Source organism: Burkholderia sp. MSMB1072 (genome assembly GCF_001524725.1).
GTDB lineage: Bacteria > Pseudomonadota > Gammaproteobacteria > Burkholderiales > Burkholderiaceae > Burkholderia.
The window spans coordinates 77,558-94,786 of record NZ_LOYC01000010.1; the positions used below are offsets into that span (position 1 = coordinate 77,558).

At 67.0% G+C, this 17,229-nt stretch carries 13 protein-coding genes and 2 tRNA genes; 5 read left to right on the forward strand and 10 right to left on the reverse strand.

Going from position 1 to position 17,229, the window contains the following annotated elements; genetic code table 11:
- Nucleotides 1-58: 58 nt before the first annotated feature.
- Nucleotides 59-1,279: an MFS transporter gene (locus WS89_RS05445; RefSeq protein ID WP_059789939.1), complete on the reverse strand. Its 1,221-nt coding sequence runs from the start codon at nt 1,277-1,279 to the stop codon at nt 59-61.
- Between the two features lie 277 nt (nt 1,280-1,556).
- Between WS89_RS05445 and WS89_RS05450 the strand changes: the two genes are divergently transcribed.
- From WS89_RS05450 to WS89_RS05460, 3 genes are all read left to right on the forward strand, one after another.
- Nucleotides 1,557-2,099, forward strand: a complete 543-nt coding sequence (locus tag WS89_RS05450; protein ID WP_059789780.1) for a GNAT family N-acetyltransferase — start codon at nt 1,557-1,559, stop codon at nt 2,097-2,099.
- 137 nt (nt 2,100-2,236) lie between these two features.
- Entirely contained in the window at nt 2,237-2,863 is a 627-nt protein-coding gene (locus WS89_RS05455; protein ID WP_059789781.1) for a ParB-like protein, read from the forward strand.
- A gap of 17 nt (nt 2,864-2,880) precedes the next feature.
- Nucleotides 2,881-4,611 carry a SulP family inorganic anion transporter gene (locus tag WS89_RS05460; protein WP_059789782.1) on the forward strand — a complete coding sequence of 577 codons (1,731 nt, stop codon included), beginning with the start codon at nt 2,881-2,883 and terminating at the stop codon, nt 4,609-4,611.
- Nucleotides 4,612-4,633: 22 nt separating this feature from the next.
- On the opposite strand, the gene WS89_RS05465 is transcribed toward WS89_RS05460, so the two are convergent.
- The 8 genes from WS89_RS05465 to WS89_RS05500 form a co-directional block, all read right to left on the reverse strand.
- A complete protein-coding gene (locus WS89_RS05465) occupies nt 4,634-5,572 on the reverse strand; it encodes a carbohydrate kinase family protein (RefSeq protein ID WP_059499021.1) in 939 nt (312 codons plus the stop codon).
- 133 nt (nt 5,573-5,705) lie between these two features.
- Nucleotides 5,706-6,650, reverse strand: coding sequence for an ABC transporter substrate-binding protein (locus WS89_RS05470; RefSeq protein WP_059499020.1), 945 nt, complete (start codon nt 6,648-6,650; stop codon nt 5,706-5,708).
- Between the two features lie 87 nt (nt 6,651-6,737).
- The gene (locus WS89_RS05475) at nt 6,738-7,775 is read right to left on the reverse strand and encodes an ABC transporter permease subunit (protein WP_034207155.1); all 1,038 of its coding nucleotides are present in this window, start codon (nt 7,773-7,775) and stop codon (nt 6,738-6,740) included.
- 40 nt (nt 7,776-7,815) lie between these two features.
- On the reverse strand, nt 7,816-9,369 hold the full coding sequence (locus tag WS89_RS05480; RefSeq protein WP_059499019.1) for a sugar ABC transporter ATP-binding protein: 1,554 nt from the start codon (nt 9,367-9,369) through the stop codon (nt 7,816-7,818).
- Nucleotides 9,356-10,603 carry an ROK family protein gene (locus tag WS89_RS05485; RefSeq protein ID WP_034207157.1) on the reverse strand — a complete coding sequence of 416 codons (1,248 nt, stop codon included), beginning with the start codon at nt 10,601-10,603 and terminating at the stop codon, nt 9,356-9,358. The genes WS89_RS05480 and WS89_RS05485 overlap by 14 nt, the downstream gene beginning before the upstream one ends.
- A gap of 230 nt (nt 10,604-10,833) precedes the next feature.
- Nucleotides 10,834-10,920: transfer RNA gene (locus WS89_RS05490), tRNA-Leu, on the reverse strand.
- Between the two features lie 191 nt (nt 10,921-11,111).
- Nucleotides 11,112-11,198: transfer RNA gene (locus tag WS89_RS05495), tRNA-Leu, on the reverse strand.
- 117 nt (nt 11,199-11,315) lie between these two features.
- Nucleotides 11,316-12,305 (reverse strand): aliphatic sulfonate ABC transporter substrate-binding protein, encoded by a 990-nt coding sequence (locus WS89_RS05500; protein WP_059789783.1) that lies wholly within the window; start codon nt 12,303-12,305, stop codon nt 11,316-11,318.
- 290 nt (nt 12,306-12,595) lie between these two features.
- Between WS89_RS05500 and WS89_RS05505 the strand changes: the two genes are divergently transcribed.
- On the forward strand, nt 12,596-13,117 hold the full coding sequence (locus WS89_RS05505) for a DUF6496 domain-containing protein (RefSeq protein WP_059789784.1): 522 nt from the start codon (nt 12,596-12,598) through the stop codon (nt 13,115-13,117).
- 169 nt (nt 13,118-13,286) lie between these two features.
- On the opposite strand, the gene WS89_RS05510 is transcribed toward WS89_RS05505, so the two are convergent.
- Nucleotides 13,287-14,819 carry a CYTH and CHAD domain-containing protein gene (locus tag WS89_RS05510; protein ID WP_059789785.1) on the reverse strand — a complete coding sequence of 511 codons (1,533 nt, stop codon included), beginning with the start codon at nt 14,817-14,819 and terminating at the stop codon, nt 13,287-13,289.
- Between the two features lie 546 nt (nt 14,820-15,365).
- Here WS89_RS05510 and WS89_RS05515 point away from each other — a divergent pair.
- Entirely contained in the window at nt 15,366-17,144 is a 1,779-nt protein-coding gene (locus WS89_RS05515; protein WP_059789786.1) for a SulP family inorganic anion transporter, read from the forward strand.
- The last annotated feature ends 85 nt before the right edge of the window (nt 17,145-17,229 follow it).

Genomic DNA, 17,229 nt, shown 5'->3' on the forward strand with positions numbered 1-17,229 from the left:
GCACCCGCTCCCGGCAGGGCGGGGCGCGCGCGATGATGCGATGCCGCAACGTGCGGGTTCACACGGCGGTGGTACGCGTATTGACCGATTGCGTCATGTCGATACCGCGTCGCTCGCGGCTGAACAGGATCAGCACGGCGATCGCGACGGCGACGATGCCGGCCACGAGCGCGAGCGCGAAGCCGTAATCGTTGTGGTTCGACACGGCGAGCGACGCCTGCATCGTCGCGTTGCCCGACGCGAGCAGGTTGCCGAGCTGGTAGACGACGCCGGGGAAGGTCGCGCGGATCTCGTCGGGCGAGATCTCGTTCAGGTGAACCGGTATCACGCCCCACGCGCCCTGTACCGAGATCTGCATCAGGAACGCGCCGGCGGCGAGCGCGATCGCGCCGCTCGAGAACGCCCACAGCGGCAGCACGGGCAGCGCGATCAGCGCGGCGATGAAGATCGCGCGGCGTCGGCCGATCCGCTCCGAGATCGCGCCGAACGACAGGCCGCCGACGATCGCGCCGATGTTCAGCACGATCGTGATCCACGATACGGTATGCGGATCGAAGCGATGCTGCTCGCGCAGGAACGTCGGATAGAGATCCTGCGTGCCGTGCGAGAAGAAGTTGAACGCGGTCATCAGCACGATCGCGTAGATCGTGAGCTTCCAGTTCTGCTTCAGCGTGGCGCCGAGGCTCGGGCGCGGGCGCTTCTCCATCTGTTTCCATGCCGGCGATTCGGGCACGTGCGCCCGCACGTACAGCACGAGCAGCGCGGGCAGCACGCCGACCATGAACATCCCGCGCCAGCCGATGTATTGGTAGAACAGGCCGAACACGACGGATGCGAGCAGATAGCCGCTCGGATAGCCGGCCTGCAGCAGCCCCGACACGAAGCCGCGCGCATGGGTCGGCACGGTTTCCATCGTCAGCGCTGAGCCGACGCCCCATTCGCCGCCCATCGCGATGCCGAACAGCGCGCGCAGCACGAGCAGCGCGGTCAGGCTCGGCGCGAAACCCGACGCCAGTTCGAGCAGCGAATAGCACGCGATGTTGACCATCAGCGTCGGGCGGCGACCGAAGCGGTCGGCAAGTCGGCCGAAGATCAATGCGCCGAGCGGGCGCATCGCGAGCGTTAGCGTGAGCGCGAACGCGACGGCGGGAATCGTCGACGAGAATTCCGCGGCGATGTCCTTCAGCACGAAAACCATCAGGAAGAAATCGAATGCATCGAGCGTCCAGCCCAGGTAGGCGGCGATCGTGACGTTGCGTTGCTCGCGGGTCCAGCTCATGTCCGGGGTCTCCTCGTTGGCTTGCGCGCTCGCGATTTGCATGCGGATGCCGGCCCGGCTCGCGCGCGGCGCGGGGGCACTGATCGAGTGTAGGCTTGCGCGCTGCGCGATGTGGAGCGCGATAACCGCGAATCGGGAATAATCCCTACGAAATGCACTGTTTCGGAAACGGAAACGGAACCGCGCGACGCACGCGGTATCTGTATCCTTTCGGAAGGATTTTTGTATCAGTTCTGTAATGCGCTCGATGCGCAACGCCACCGCATCAGGAGTCCCGATGAATGACCGTTCCGCCGACACGTTGCCCGTGCTCGAAACCGCGAGGCTGTGGCTGCGGCCGCGCGTGCTGGCCGATCTCGATGCATGCATCGAGATGGATCGCGATCCCGAGGTCACGCGCCACATCGCGGGCCCGTGGCATGACCCCGACGAGCATCGGCGCTTCGTCACGCACCGGATCACGCGCGACTATCCGCCGGGCCTCGGCTACTGGTCGATCTTCGAGAAGGCTGCGCCCGAGGCGTTCATCGGCTGGATCCTGCTGATTCCCGACTATCAGGACGAGGCGCGCGACGTCGAAATCGGCTGGCGGCTCGTGCGGGCGACGTGGGGCCGCGGCTTCGCGAGCGAGGCCGCGGCGGCCGTCGTGCGGCATGCGTTCGACACCGTGCGCCTGCCGCGCGTGATCGCCGATATCGCGCAGGCCAATCATGGCTCGCTGAACGTGGCGCGCAAGCTCGGCATGCGGCGTGTCAGCGTCGTGCACGACGGCATTCCTTACATTCGTCATCGTCTCGAACGCAACGATTTGCGCGCGTAGTGCGACGTCGTGCGGCGTCGTGCGCGCGGGCAGGTGTCGGAGATCGTCAACCGGACGCACGTCGCGTGCCATGAGGGATTAACGGTTTGCGCGATCAGGAGTATCGTTGCCGGAAATTCGCAACATGGGGTACGACCATGGCATTCGGCAACGACGTTCATCTCATTCCCGTCAGGCTCGACGCGCTGCGTCCGACGCAGATGACGGTCGGCTATCGCGAAGTCAAGGCGAAGCGCAAACACTGGAAGGCGCTGAACAAGCGCGCGCGCAAGGCCGCGATCGAATCGCACTGGTTCCCGGCCGTCCTCGGCCCGGACGGGCTGCACTACATCACCGATCACCACCATCTCGGCCTCGCGCTGATCGAGGAGGGCGAGGCGCGCGTGAACGCGATGCTGCTGAAGGATCTGTCGTGGCTCGACGACACGATCTTCTGGCGGATGATGGAACACAACCAGTGGGTGCATCCGTTCGGCCCGGACGGTTCGCGGCGCGGCTATGCGCATTTGCCGAAGGCACTGACGGGGCTCGAGGACGATCCGTACCGCAGCCTCGCCGGCGAGCTGCGCACGGCGGGCGGCTATGCGAAGGACGCGACGCCGTTCAGCGAATTCCTGTGGGCCGACTATCTGCGCCAGCACGTATCGCTCGACCAGATCCGCAAGAACTTCGCGAAGGCGCTCGATATCGCGCTGCAGCGTGCGCACGACCAGGACGCGCGCTATCTGCCCGGCTGGTCGGGCGTGATCGCCGTCAAACCCTGACCGGCGCCGACCGCCTCATGACGACCGCCCCGATCCGCCCCGACGCCGGCCCGCAGCGTCCGGACCATTTCGCGGCGCTCGACGCGCCGCCCGCACCGCGCACGCGGCGCGTCGGCCTCGATGCGCTGGCCGGCCTGTCGATTGCCGGCCTGCTGATTCCCGAGGCGGTCGCGTATGCTGGGCTCGCCAACCTGCCGCCGCAGGCCGGCCTCATCGCGCTGCTATCGGGGCTCGTCGTCTATGCGCTGACGGGCAGCAGCCGCTTTGCGATCGTGTCGTCGACGTCGTCGTCGGCCGCGGTGCTCGCCGCGACCGTGCTCGCCGAATCGGGAATGGCGCTGGACGCGCAGCTTGCGCTCGCGGCGGCGCTCGTCGCGATGACGGGCGTGCTGTTCGTCCTGGCCGGCGTCGCGCGGCTCGGCGGCATGTCGGATTTCGTCGCGCGGCCCGTGCTGCGCGGCTTCACGTTCGGTCTCGCGCTGACGATCGTCATCAAGCAGCTCCCGAAGATTCTCGCGATTGCCGTGCAGCACGGCGATGCGCCGCACGTCGCGCTCGACCTGCTCGCCGGCGCGCCGCACGCGAATCTCGCGAGCGCGGTGCTCGGCGCGACGGCGCTCGCGTTGCTGTTCGTACTCGGCCGCGGCTCGCGCGTGCCCGCGACGCTCGTCGTGATCGTGCTGTCGATCGCGGCGGGTTACGCGATCGACTGGCAGCGGTACGGAATCGCGGTCGTCGGCCATATCGATTTCCGGCACCTCGAATTCGGCTTGCCGTATCTCGACCGCAACGCATGGATGCAGACGGTCGAGCTCGCATTCGCGCTGATGCTGATCCTGTATGCGGAGTCGTACGGATCGATCCGCAATTTCGCGCTGAAGCACGGCGATACCGTGTCGCCGAACCGCGACCTCGTCGCGCTCGGCTGTGCGAACCTCGTGTCGGGCCTGCTGCACGGGATGCCGGTCGGCGCAGGCTATTCGGCGACCTCGGCGAACGAGGCGGCCGGTGCGCAGTCGCGCATGGCCGGCCTGTGCGCGGCTGCCGTGGTCGCGCTGATCGTCTGGCTGCTGCTGCCGCAGCTCGCGCGTACGCCCGAGCCCGTGCTCGCGGCGATCGTGATCTTCGCGGTCAGCCACTCGCTGCATCCGTCCGTGTTCCGGCCGTACTGGGCCTGGCATCGCGACCGGCTCGTCGTGATCGCGTCGCTGCTCGCGGTGCTCGCGCTCGGCGTGCTGCACGGGCTGCTCGCGGCCATCGGCGTGAGCCTGCTGCTGACGCTGCGCAAGCTGTCCGAACCGAACGTCAGCGTGCTCGGCCGGCTGCGCGATAGCCACGATTTCGTCGACGTCGCGAGCCATGCCGACGCGAAGCCGGTGCCGGGCGTGCTGATCGTGCGGCCCGAGGCGCAGTTGTTCTTCGCGAATGCGGACCGGATGCTCAATCGCGTGCGTGCGCTGATGAAGGCCGCGCCGGACACACGGACCGTGATGTTGAGTCTCGAGGAAACGCCGGATGTCGACGGCACGACGATCGAATCGTTGCGCACGTTCGCGGCCGAATGCGCAGCGCGCGGGCTGCGGCTCGCGCTCGTGCGGCTCAAGGTGCACGCGCTGCATGCGCTGCGCCGCGCGGCGGACGACACGCTGCACGACGTTGCGATGTCGGAACTGAGCGTCGACGAGAGCCTGCAACTGTTGCAGGCCGGCAGTCCGCCGAACGGCAACGACGGCACGCCTGCCGCGTGACGGCGCGGCGCGTCGGCGTCGTCTATCGCGAAAGCGCGGCGCCGGCGGCGGTGCGCTCGATCATGTCGGTCACTTCCGCGGCCGTCGGCGCATAGGCGCCCGCATGCGCACAGGCGACGGCTGCGCACGCGGCCGCGTAGCGCAGATGCTCGGCGGCCGACGCTTCTGGCCGTGCAAGCTGGCTCGCGAGCCAGCCGCCGATGCTCGCGTCGCCGCAGCCGACCGTGTCGGCAACTTCGGTCGGGAACGCGGGCTGGAACAGCACGGTATCGCGATGCAGCAGTTGCATGCCGGCTGCGCCGCGCGTGACGAGCATCGTCGCGTCGGGCGCCCACGCGCGCAGCTGCGCGAGCGCGGCCGCTTCGTCGAGTTCCGGAAACAGCCCGCGCAGATCCTCGTCGGATACCTTGATCCAGTCGGCGAGCGCGGTCAGCCGGCGTAGCGTGTCGCGATACGACGGCGCGGCCATCGGCGCGCGGAAGTTCGGGTCGAACGAGATTCGCTTGCCGGCCGCGCGCGCGGCCTGCGCGAGCGCGATCAGGCGCGACGCGAGCGGCTCGCGCACGACACCGAGCGAGCCGACGTGCACGATGTCGGCCGCGTCGAAGGCGCCGGCGGGCAAGTCGGCCGGATCGAACGCGAGATCGGCGCTGTTTTCGCCGATGAAGAAATAGTGGGGCGGCTGCTTCGATACGACCATCGCGAGCAGCGGTGCGCGGTCGACCTGCCGGATGAAACGCATGTCGAGCCCGGCGTCGGCGCTCTTGCGCATCAGTTCGTCGCCGAAGATGTCGCGGCTCACCGTGCCGGCGAAGGCCGTCGGCGCGCCGAGTCGCGCCGCGACGCGTGCGACGTTCCAGCACGAGCCGCCGGCGATGCTGTGCCAGTGCCGTGCGTCGTCGCGGATGAAATCGGTCAGCGCTTCGCCGAAAACGATCAGGCGGGGAAACGTCGTCGTCATGTTGAAACCTCGTGCCGCGGCGTCGCGTGCGGCCGTACGGCAGTTGATCTGAATCTGAACAGGCGGGCAGTGCCGGCGCGTCGCGCGGCGACGCGGCCCGGCACCGCCCCGCCTCGCGGGCGGGTCGCCGCGATCAGCGCGGGGAACTCCAGCCCTTGTAGGTCTTCACGTTGTCGCGCGTGATGAGCGTCGGCTCGATCAGGATCATCGGGTTGGCCGGTTTCTGGCCGTTCATGATTCCGTAGCCGACGTTGACGGCCTGCTGCGCCATCGCCCACGGATCCTGGCTCGACGACGCCTGCACGAGCGTGTTCGACTTCAGCGCCGCCTCGATGTCGGGCGCGCCGTCGACCGACGTGATCACGATGTTCGGGCGGTTCAGCTGTTTCGCCGCGAGATCGCTGCCGATCGCCTGCGGGTCGTTGATCGTGAACACGCCGTCGAGCTTCGGAAAGCGCGTCAGGTAGCCCTGCATCGCGTTCATCCCGCCTTCGCGCGAGCCCTTGCCGTCCTGGTCGCTCGACAGCAGCTTGATGCCGGGATTCTTCGCGAGCACGGCCTTGCAGCCGTTCACGCGATCGATCACGGCCGACACCTGCGGGCCATTCTCGATGATCACGTTGCCCTTGCCGTTCAGCTTCTTCGCGAGGTAGTCGCACGCGAGTTCGCCGGCCTTCACGTTGTTGGTCTGCACGGTCGCGTTCGCGCCGGCCGCCGCGACGTCCACCGCGACGACCGTGATGCCGGCTGCCTGCGCCTTCTTCACCGCCGGCTCGATCGCCTTCGGATCGGTCGCGTTGAGCAGGATCATGTCGACGTGCGCGGAGATGAAGTTGTCGATCTGCGTGAACTGCTTGTTCAGGTCGTAGTCGGCCGATACGGCCGTGATCTTCGCATTGGGGTTGAGCTGCTTCGCGCGCGCTTCGGCGCCCTTCACGATCGTGACGAAGTACGGGTTGCCGAGCGACCCGACCGTGACGCCGATCGATTTCAGCGGCTTGTCGGCTGCATGGGCGGCGCCGGCGCCGAAGGCGAGTGCGCAGGCGGCGGCGGTCAGGGCGGCGGTGTGCTTGAACATGTCGTTGTGTCTCCGTGAGGTCTGTTGGCGAACGGGCGCAGGAGCACCTGCCTGCGCGCCGATGGTTGAGCGATGAGGAAAGGGTTGTCAGGTCCGGGCCGAGTCGCGCTGGCGATAGCGGTCGAGCGCGACCGCACCGATGATCACCAGCCCCTTGATGATGTACTGCCAGATGTCGGACACGCCGAGCAGCACGAGGCCGTTGGTCAGCACCGCGATGATCAGCGCGCCGATCAGCGTGCCGACGATCGAACCGACGCCGCCGACGAAGCTCGTGCCGCCGAGGATCACCGCGGCGATCGCGTCGAGCTCGTACGACTGGCCGAGCTGCAGGCCGTTGGCCGCATACAGGCGCGCGGCCGACATCACCGCGCCGAGGCCCGCGAGCAGGCCCGATGCCGCATACACGAACATCTGGATCGCCCGCACGTTGATGCCGGACAGGCGCGCGGCTTCCGGGTTGCCGCCGACCGAATAGATCCGCATCCCGAGCACCGTGCGGCGCAGGATGAACCACGAGATCGCGATCACCGCGCATGCGATCACGACGAGCCACGGCACGCCGAGGATCGAGCCGTTGCCGATGAACGCGAACGGCAGTTGCGGATTGAACACCGTCGTGTCGTTGCCGATCAGGCGCGCGACGCCGCGCACGGCCGTCATCGCGCCGAGCGTGACGATGAACGGCGGCAGGCGCAGGAACGAGATCAGCCCGCCGTTGATCGCGCCGAACACGAGGCCGACGGCGAGCGCGAACGGCACGCCGAGCCAGCCCCAGCCGGGAATGGTCGACGCGAGCAGCGCCGCGACGGCCGCGGCGGCGAGCACCGAGCCGACCGACAGATCGATGCCGCCCGTCAGGATCACGAAGGTCATGCCGGCGGCGAGCACGATGTTGATCGACGCCTGCTGCGTGACGATCGACAGGTTCTGCAGCGTGAAGAAGCCGTCGGTCAGGAAGCCGAAGCCGACGCACAGGACCAGCAGCACCGGCAGCATGCCGGCCGTGCGGATCAGCGATTGCATGCGGGCGCGATGATCGGCGCCGCGCATCAGGGGCGTGCGGTTGGCGACCGGATGGGCGGTCGCGGAAGCGAGGTTCCGCTGCTTGGTCGGGTTGATCATTTCGGTACCTTGAAAGAAGAGGGAAATGAAGGGGCCGTGGTCAATGCGCGTCGGCCAGTTCGGCCTGCGAGCCCGTGGCGAGCGCGATGATCGCTTCCTGCGTGATCGGCGTCTGCGTGTGGCCGCCGAGTTCGCCCGCGATCTCGCCTTCGCGCATCACGAGCACGCGGTCGGCGACGCCGATGATTTCCGGCAGCTCGCTCGAAATCACGATCACGCCCACACCGGCACGGGCCAGTTCGTTGATGATCCGGTAGATCTCGGATTTCGCGCCGATGTCGACGCCGCGCGTCGGTTCGTCGAGGATCAGCACGCGCGGCTTCGTTTCGAGCAGGCGCGACAGCAGCACTTTCTGCTGGTTGCCGCCCGACAGCGCGCCGACGTTGACGTTCGCGTGCGGTACGCGGATCGACAGCGATGCGATCGCGTCGCGCGCGCGTTCGGCGCCGCGGGCGAGATCGAGCGCGCCGAGCCGGGCATCGCGGTTGCACACCGAGATGTTGATGTTGTCGCGCACGCTCATGTCGAGGAACAGGCCCTGGCGTTTGCGGTCCTCGGTCAGGTAGACGAGGCCCGCGTCGATCGCGTCGCGCGGCGAGTGCGCGCCGAACGTGCGCTCGCCCAGCTTCACGTCGCCGCGCACGCGCGGCTCGGCGCCGAAGATCAGCCGCGCGAGCTCGGTGCGGCCCGCGCCGACGAGGCCCGCAATGCCGAGCACCTCGCCCGCATGCAGGTCGAGGCTGCAGCCGCGCACGCGCGTGCCGTCGGCGATGTCGCGGACCGACAGCAGCAGGTGGCCGGGGTCGTAGGGCGCATGTTCCTTCTTGTAGAAGCCGGAGATGTCGCGGCCGACCATCATCGCGACGAGCCGCTCGGCCGACAGCGCCGCGCGCTCCAGCGTGCCGACGTACGCGCCGTCGCGCAGCACCGACACGCGGTCGGACAGTTCGTAGATCTCCGCCATCCGGTGGCTGATGTAGATGATCGCGAGGCCTTCCTCGCGCAACTGGCGGATCAGGCGGAACAGGTGTTCGGTTTCGCGCGACGACAACGGCGTGGTCGGCTCGTCCATCACGAGGATGCGGGCGCGGGTGTGCACGGCGCGTGCGATTTCGACGAGCTGCTGTTCGGCGATCGACAGCGTGTCGACGAGCGTGTCGGGCCCGAACGGGGCGCCCAGGCGCGCGAGCACGTCCTGGCAGCCGCGCGCCATCGCCGCGCGGTCGATGGTGCCCCAGCGCCGGTTGCCGCGGCGCAGTTCGCGGCCGACGTAGATGTTTTCCGCGACGGTCAGGTTCGGCGACAGGCACAGCTCCTGGTAGATCACCGCGACGCCGGCATCGCGCGCGGCGAGCGGGCCGTCGATGTCGATGCGTTGGCCGTCGATCAGGATTTCGCCGCCGGCGTCGGCGCGATAGGCGCCCGACAGGATCTTCATCAGCGTCGATTTGCCCGCGCCGTTCTCGCCCATCAGCGAATGGATCTCGCCCGGATAGACGGTCAGGCTGACGTTGTCGAGCGCGCGCACGGCCGGGAACGTCTTGCTGATTCCGCGCATCTCGAGCAACGGACGGGGCGACTCAGATCGCGACATGGTTGACCTCCTGCGAGTCGGTGCGGGCGCCCTTGAGGATGCCGGCCCGCGGGGAGAAGTTGAAAAACATCGGCAGCGTGGCGGCGCCGATCGCGCCGGCGTCGGCGCCGAACGTGCCGCGCACGAGCACGGGTGTACCGCGTGCCTCGGGCGCGGTGGCCACGAGTGCCGCGCGCAGGCGGGTCGTGACTGCGTCGAGCAGGCCCGCGTCGGTGTCGGCGTCGATCACGACCACCGGCGCGTCGATCACGCACAGCACCGCGCGCAACGCCGGCGCGAGCGCGTCGACGCAATCGTCGATCCATTCGTCGACGGCCGGCAGGCCACGGGCGATGCATGCTTCGAGATCGGCGCGGTTCTCGACCGTCTCGCCGCGATGGCGCAGGTGGCGCACGAGCGCATGCAGCGAGGCGCGCGCGAGCAGGATGTCCCATTGGCCGCGCGGCGGCGGCGCGGACGCCAGCCGGCTCGGCGGCACCGGAATCACCGCGATGTCCCCCGCGTTGCCGGTCACGCCGCGCAGGCAGTCGCCGTCGATCGCGATCCCGCCGCCGATCGCCGGCCCGATGAACAGGTAGACGAAGTCGTCGCACTGCCGGCCGTACCCGTAGAACAGTTCGGCGATCGCCGCTGCGTTGCCGTCGTTTTCGCCGAAGACAGGCAGCGACAGCGTGCGACCGAGGTCGGCCGCGAAATCGACGTCTTCCCACGCGCGGAACGTGTCGGGCGCGAGGCCGAGCTCGCGCATCCACGCGCCGAGGTTGTACGGTTGCGCGACGCCGATGCCGGTCAGGCGGGCGCGTTCATGGTCGGGGAGCAGGGCCTGCATCGCATCGATGTCGTGACGCACGATCTCGAGCACGTCGGCGGGCGGGGGAAGCAGCGTGTCGTGCGAGCGGCGGCCGAGCACGTCGCCCGCGAAATTGACGAGCGCCGTCTCGATGCGCATCCGGTCGAGATGGACGCCGATGCCGAACGCGCCGCGCGGATCGAGCCGGATCAGCGAAGCCGGCTGGCCGCGCTGGCCTTCGGTGCGGCCGGCGAATTCGATCAGCTTCGCGTCGGCGAGCGACGCGATGATGCTGCCGACCGCCGTACCCGTCATGCTCGCGAGACGGGCGAGATCGGCCTTCGATGCGCTGCCCGCGCGGCGCAGCGTCTTCAGCAACAGGCGCTCGTTGTAACGGCGCACGTTGGCCGAATTGCTTCCCTGGCCGAAGTGCGGGCTTCTCATGGCGTCTCCTTCCATGTCGCACCGCTCGGCGGTGCATTAAATAAATCACGTTGATTTATTTAACCGCGTGAGCGAGGACCTGTCAGCCTAGGGAAATCCCGGTTCTGTTTCGTGAAGGGCGAGGCGGGCGCGGACACCCGAAATCGGGGAGGGATTGCAGATGGCCTGCGATGATTCCGGGGCCGGAAATGAAAAAAGGCCGGCTAAAAGCCGACCTTTTCAAAAACAGATGGTGCCCAGGAGAGGACTCGAACCTCCACGGTGTTGCCACCGCTAGGACCTGAACCTAGTGCGTCTACCAATTCCGCCACCTGGGCACGTTTCGCTTGCTGCGATGCGAAGACCGCTATTGTAGCGTGTCTTCACGGGCTGTCAACATAATTTTAGGACGCGAACCAAAATAACGGGCACCTTGGTGGAGCACGAAACCCGTGCCGAACATGCGCATCGATTCGGAGGCTCGAAATGAAAAAAGGTCGGCTGAAAGCCGACCTTTTTAAAAAACAGATGGTGCCCAGGAGAGGACTCGAACCTCCACGATGTTGCCACCGCTAGGACCTGAACCTAGTGCGTCTACCAATTCCGCCACCTGGGCACGTTCGCTTGCTGCGATGCGAAGACCGCTATTGTAGCGTGCCGGGAAAGTCTGTCAATACAATTTCATCCGGCCACATAAAAATATTTTGCCGCCCTGGCGGGGCGGCCCGGCCTCTCACACGCCGACCGGCTCCGCGCGATTCGCCGTGAAATTCCAGCGCTGCGCTTCTTTCGTGTCGACTCGGGTCGGCAATACCCCGGCCGCGAAGAACGTGTCGGCGATCTGCTGCTGTTCGCCGAAGTTTTGCACGATCACCGGCCGCACGAGGTAGCTGCGTCGCGCATTCGCACGTGCGATCGTCGCGGCGTCGAGGCCCCAGATCGGCGCAAGCGTGTTCGCGGCTTCCTGCTGGTGATCGCGCAGCCACGTGCCCGTCTGCGACAACCGGTCGAACAGGATCCGCACGGCGTCCGGATGGGCGGCAGCGAAGCCGCTCGATGCGAGGTAGTAGCGCTGATACGATGCGAGTCCGCTGCCGTCGGCGAGAATCCGCACATCGGGATGCTGGTCGACCGACGCGATATAGGGATCCCACGTGATCCAGGCGTCCACGCTGTCGCGCTCGAACGCCGCGCGGCCGTCCGCGGGCGTCAGGTAGTGGATCGCCGTATCGGCGGGCGCGAGCCGCGCGCGTGCGAGCGCGACGAGCAACAGATAGTGGCTGCCGGCGGCCTTGGTGACCGCGATGCGCTTGCCCTTCAGGTCGGCGAGGGTGCGCAATGCGCTGTCCTTCTTCACGATGATCGCCTGTGCCTTCGGCGACGGCGCTTCCTGGGCGACATACACGAAACGCGCATGGGCGGCCTGCGCGAAGACCGGGACCGTGTCGGCGACGTCGGCGCTGAAATCGACGGCGCCGACGTTGAGCGCCTCGGTCAGCGGCAATCCGCTCGCGAATTCATGCCACGACACGCGCAGCCCGAGCGGCGCAAGCGCCTGCTCGAGCGTGCCGTGCGCCTTGAGCAGCGTGATCAGCGTCGACGATTTCTGGTAGCCGATGCGCAGCGCGGCAGGCGTGTTCTCCGCATGCGTGCGGATGCCCGCGGCAGCGAGGCCCGCAGCCAGTATCGTGCGCGCAAACGCGCGGCGGTTCATCGACGTCATCAAGCGTGTTCCTCGGTGGGTGGGTTGCGGTGAGGCGAGCCGGCTAACGTACCAACGCCGAGGGCGGCCGATAACCGATAAATTCTGCTATCGATCCAACCAGCCGGCATAAGCGGAGCGCTCACTGATTCGGATGCGTTCGCTTGGTGTCGGGGAGTCCTGATTTTCGGCGGCGCACGGTGCGATCCGGATTGTGCGGAGCAGTCGCCGCGCGCGGTGCGCGCTTCGAGGTGCACTGGGCACGCCCGTTGCTCGAAAAAGTGCGTACGCCTTTATCAAGGAGAGTGATCATGCCCGAACAGAGAGCGATCCAGCGAGCCCGCGCCGACAAACGCAGCGGCAAGTCGCCAAGCACCCAGGCAGGCGAGTTCGTCAAGGAAGAGATCGACCGCGTACGCAGCGGCAAGCATGGCGTACGCTCAGCCAAGCAGGCAATCGCCATCGGTCTGTCGCAGGCTCGGCGTGCGGGTGTCGATCTCAAGCCGCCCGCGAAGGGCAAGACGAGCGAAGCGACCCGCAAGAAGGCGGCGCAGGACTCCGCTGCGGGACAAGGCAGGAAAAAGGCGAGCCCGAGCACCGAATCGAAAGCGAAACGCTCGCGCACCACGACTGCCGTGTTGAAGCGCGAGAGTAAGGAGGGGGCGTCGTCGACCGCGATGTCGAGGCAGGCGAAGAGCGCTGCCGCGCGCCGTCCGGCCGCGAGCCGTTCCGCGGCGGCCAAGAAGGCGGCGCAGACCAAAGGCGCGGCAGGCCGCTCGGCAGCGGCCAAGAAGGCAGCACAGACGCGGGCGGCCCGTTCGCATCATCACTAACGCGTTGGCCGATCGGCAACGCGCGCTCGGATCGCGGAGCCGGAGAAATGTCGGCAGCACGGGCAGAACCCCGCGCGCTCGCGCGGAAGGGGCCGCTGCGCGGGTGCCCGCTGCCGCAGCCGTTGCGGCGACTATGCCGGGCTCGATACGGTGTGGCCGGCACCGGTCTCTATCGAGGTGGAGACAGCCGCCTGAAGCGCTTCCATAACTTTTTCATTTGAGCGTAATCGGCGGCCACGCGCGAAGCCCAGAACCCTCGAACGAAAGCTGCGCCCGACGCGGTATCGGCGTGGGTGCGGGGAAGCGAATCCAGCAGACGGTCCGCGACCACTGCATCGTTGCGCCAGCCCAGGTCGTCCTGAAGCGTACTCAATGTCGCCACATAATGCTTCACGGCCGACTTCCGAAACAACGAAGCAAAGAATTCCGTCGCATACCGAAGTTTCTTCGCGGCGATCCGCGCCCGATGCCGGCGGCGATCATCGAGCCCGGCCAGCCCGCGGCCGCGCTTGAGCAACTTGTTGTGCCTGCGACGCAATATGTCGGATGCAAGCCGCTTCGCCGGATTTCGTATGGCTTCGGACGCCTTCGTCGACATGCCGTCACGCCAGCGTGCACCGTTTAGCCATAGCGTCAGTTGCAGCATCAGACGCGTGTAACGGACGGACTCCGCGGCAGCGGCTGCGTTGGCGCGCTTTTCCGTTGCCACCCGCTGGCACGCGCGTTCCACTGCCCGGCGTTCCAGCTTCTTCTCCGTCTGCTCGAGTGCCTGGCCGAGTGTCGAGCGAACGAGCACCTCCCAGTCGCGCGCCTCTCCGAGCTCCGATGCGATCCAGCGCAATTCGTCCTGAAGCCCCGGATAGGCGGGAATGACCTTGTCGAACAGATCGAGCGCCGAGCGCAGACGCCGCAGGCCGACGCGCATCTGATGCACGCTCGACGGGTCGTGACCGGACACGACGCCGCGTTCGTTCGCGTGAATGTGCTCGAGGCAATTGTGTGCGATCTGGCGGAATGCGTCTTCGATGCTGTCCCGTTTGTGAAGCCTTACCGGCTTCGCTTTCACGGGCGTCTGATGTTGTTGCAGAAGCATTTCATAGCCGCGATCGGCCTTGCTCAGGCGGTCGAAGCGAAGCGGAACCGTCGCGAGCAGATCGAGCGCAATCTGATAGAGACGGTCGGGCCGGCCGCGCTTCAATTCCATCTCGACTGCGACGATGGGAGTCGAAGCCGTGTCGGTTTCGATGGTGCCTTCATCGATCGCAAACTCGACTTCTTCGTCGGACGGCAGGTGTAATGGCAGCACCGTGCGGCGAATCCTGGTGACGAAGCGCGCTTCGAGATTCGCCGCGGTGCGTTTATCGCGAATCAGCTTTCCTAGACTGCCGTCGGCGGGGATCGAATCGGTGAACAAGCTCAGATCGGGTGCGCGGCCGTCGACCGGCATTTCGAATTCGTCGCGCTCGTACACGCCTGCCTGCGCCGAGCCGTCGAGCTTGATGGTCTGGACCGTCTTGTCGCCGTGATCGCGCACGCGCAGCGACGCATTGCACCGACGAAATGCGAGTTCCGGTGTGTCGTAGTAGGTGCTGACGAGCGTTGTGTCAGACGACACTGTGTTCTTGCTTTCCGCGAACAGCGGCGACTCGCGGATTCTACCCACGTGCTCGCGGTCTACCAGCAGTTTCAGTTCCCTTTCCATTGCACTCCTTTGCTCTCGTCATCGGCCGGTCAGCTCGCGCGCCGTTCGGCGGCGAAGCTTCGCCGTCCGATGCAGGCGAGCATTTTTTGCACCCTCCGGCGGCTGCTTCGAGTGTCACGCTGGTCGCGCCCGACATGCCGACATGCCGACATACCCGACGGGCTCCCATCCATCTGCCTCTTCCCCGTCATGCGCCGCGGCCCGGGCACGGATATTTGCGCGAGCCAGGTAAAACGTACAAAGCGACTGCTCGTAATCGAGAAGGGGCCATACGAATCGAAGTGGTTCAACCGGTTGCGTGCCGGTGCCAGGTACGCGGCTTGCTGCGAACGGGCACCCGAACCGACGCGTGGCGTTTCCGTTGCGCCGCCTGACGCGTCGGAACAGGCGCAGTGCAATGGATCCGAAGGCGTTGCGCAAACGCCGGCGTTCGCGGCAGCCTGCAGACAGCGTCGACCGGGCTGTTCACTACAGCGGCAGTGTGCCGCCCGCGCCGGTGGACGGTTGGGAGAGGGCTCGTCATGGAACCACGCGATCCGAAAGTTCATGACCCGGCCAAGACACGCGGGAGCGACACGTGTGGTCAGCGATAGCATCGTACGACGATTGAAGGAAATCGCCCGCCGCGTGCCCGGTATCGCGTGGCTCAGCACGTACCGGATGGCCTGGCTGGCGGGTGACGCCACCGCGGGCGTGACGCTGAGCGCCGTGCTGGTGCCCGCCGGCATGGCCTACGCGATCGCGTCCGGCCTGTCCGCCGCGTCGGGGCTCTATGCGTCGATTGCCGCGCTGGTCACCTATGCGGCGGTCGGGCCGAGCCGCATCCTCGTGCTCGGGCCCGATTCGGCGCTCATTGCGCTGATCGCGGCAAGCATCGTGCCGCTCGCGCACGGCAACCTCGCGCATGCGGCGGCGCTCGCGGGCGCGCTTGCGTTGCTGTCCGGCGCCCTTTGTCTGGCGGTCGGCCTGTTCCGGCTGGGCTTCATCACCGATCTGCTGTCCACGCCGATCCGCTACGGCTATCTGAACGGCATCATCGTCACGATCATCGTCAGTCAGTTACCGAAGCTGCTCGGTCTGACCGTGCACGAAGCGTCGATTCTGCAACAGTTGCGCGCGCTGGCGAGCGCCATTGCCGCCGGAAAAACGAACCTCGCGGCCTTGTCAATCGGTGTGCTGTCGCTCGCCGTTATCCTGGCGTTCAGACGCTGGGCACCGAAACTGCCGGGGGTGCTGGTGGCCGTGGCCGTCGCCACCGTCGGGACTGCATATTTCGATCTGGCGGCCCGGACGGGCATCAGCGTAGTGGGCACGTTGCCTCGCGGCCTACCGCTGCCGGACTTTCCGGCGCTTGCGCCGAGCGAATGGCTCGCACTATCGGCAAGTGCCGCCGCGATCGCACTGGTGTCGTTTACGGACATCAGCATGCTGTCGCAGATTTACGGGCTGCGCAGCGGGGACGGTGTCGACCGCAATCGCGAATTCGTCGCGCTCGGGATCGCAAATATTGCAGCAGGGCTGTTCCAGGGATTTTCGGTCGCGGCCAGCGGATCGCGCACGCCGGTCGCCGAGGGGGCCGGTGCGAAGAGCCAGGCCTGCGGCCTGATTGCCGCACTCATCGTGGCGGCGTTGCTGGTTTTTGCCCCGCAGGCGCTCCGTGATACGCCGCAAGCCACCCTCGGGGCCGTGGTCGTCGCCGCATCGTTTTCGTTGATCGAAATCGCCGGCCTGCGGCGGCTTTATCGGTTGCGCCGTCCGGAATTCGTGCAGTCCCTCGCATGCTTTGCCGGGGTCGTGCTGTCGGGCGTGGTGGCCGGCGTCGGTATCGCCCTCGGGCTTGCCGTGCTGGCTTTCCTCTGGCGGGCGTGGCGCCCGTATTCGGCCGTGCTCGGCCGGCGCGACGGCGTGAAGGGCTATCACGATATCGCGCGTCATCCGGACGCGCGGCGCATCCCCGGGCTGGTTCTGCTGCGCTGGGATGCGCCGCTGTTCTTCGCCAACGCGGAAATCTTTCACGAGCGCGTGATGACCGCGGCGCGCGATGCACCCACCCGTACCCGTTGGGTCGCCATCGCGGCCGAGCCCGTGACGGATATCGACGTCACAGCCGCCGACATGCTGGCGAGGCTCGACGACGAACTCGACGATGCGGACATGCAGCTATGCTTCGCGGAACTCAAGGGGCCGGTCAAGGACAGCCTGAAGCGATACGGATTGTACGAGCGGATCGGCGAAGACCACTTCATGCCGACGGTCGGCGAAACCGTGTCGGCGTATCTGAAATCCCATTCGGTCGAGTGGCACGATTGGGAAGGCGAAGGATGATGTACCGCGTCTGGGCGACGACGACGTAGTGGAGGCAGCGCGACGCGCGTCGCGAAAGCCGTCCCTCGCGAAGTGCGCGTAGCCA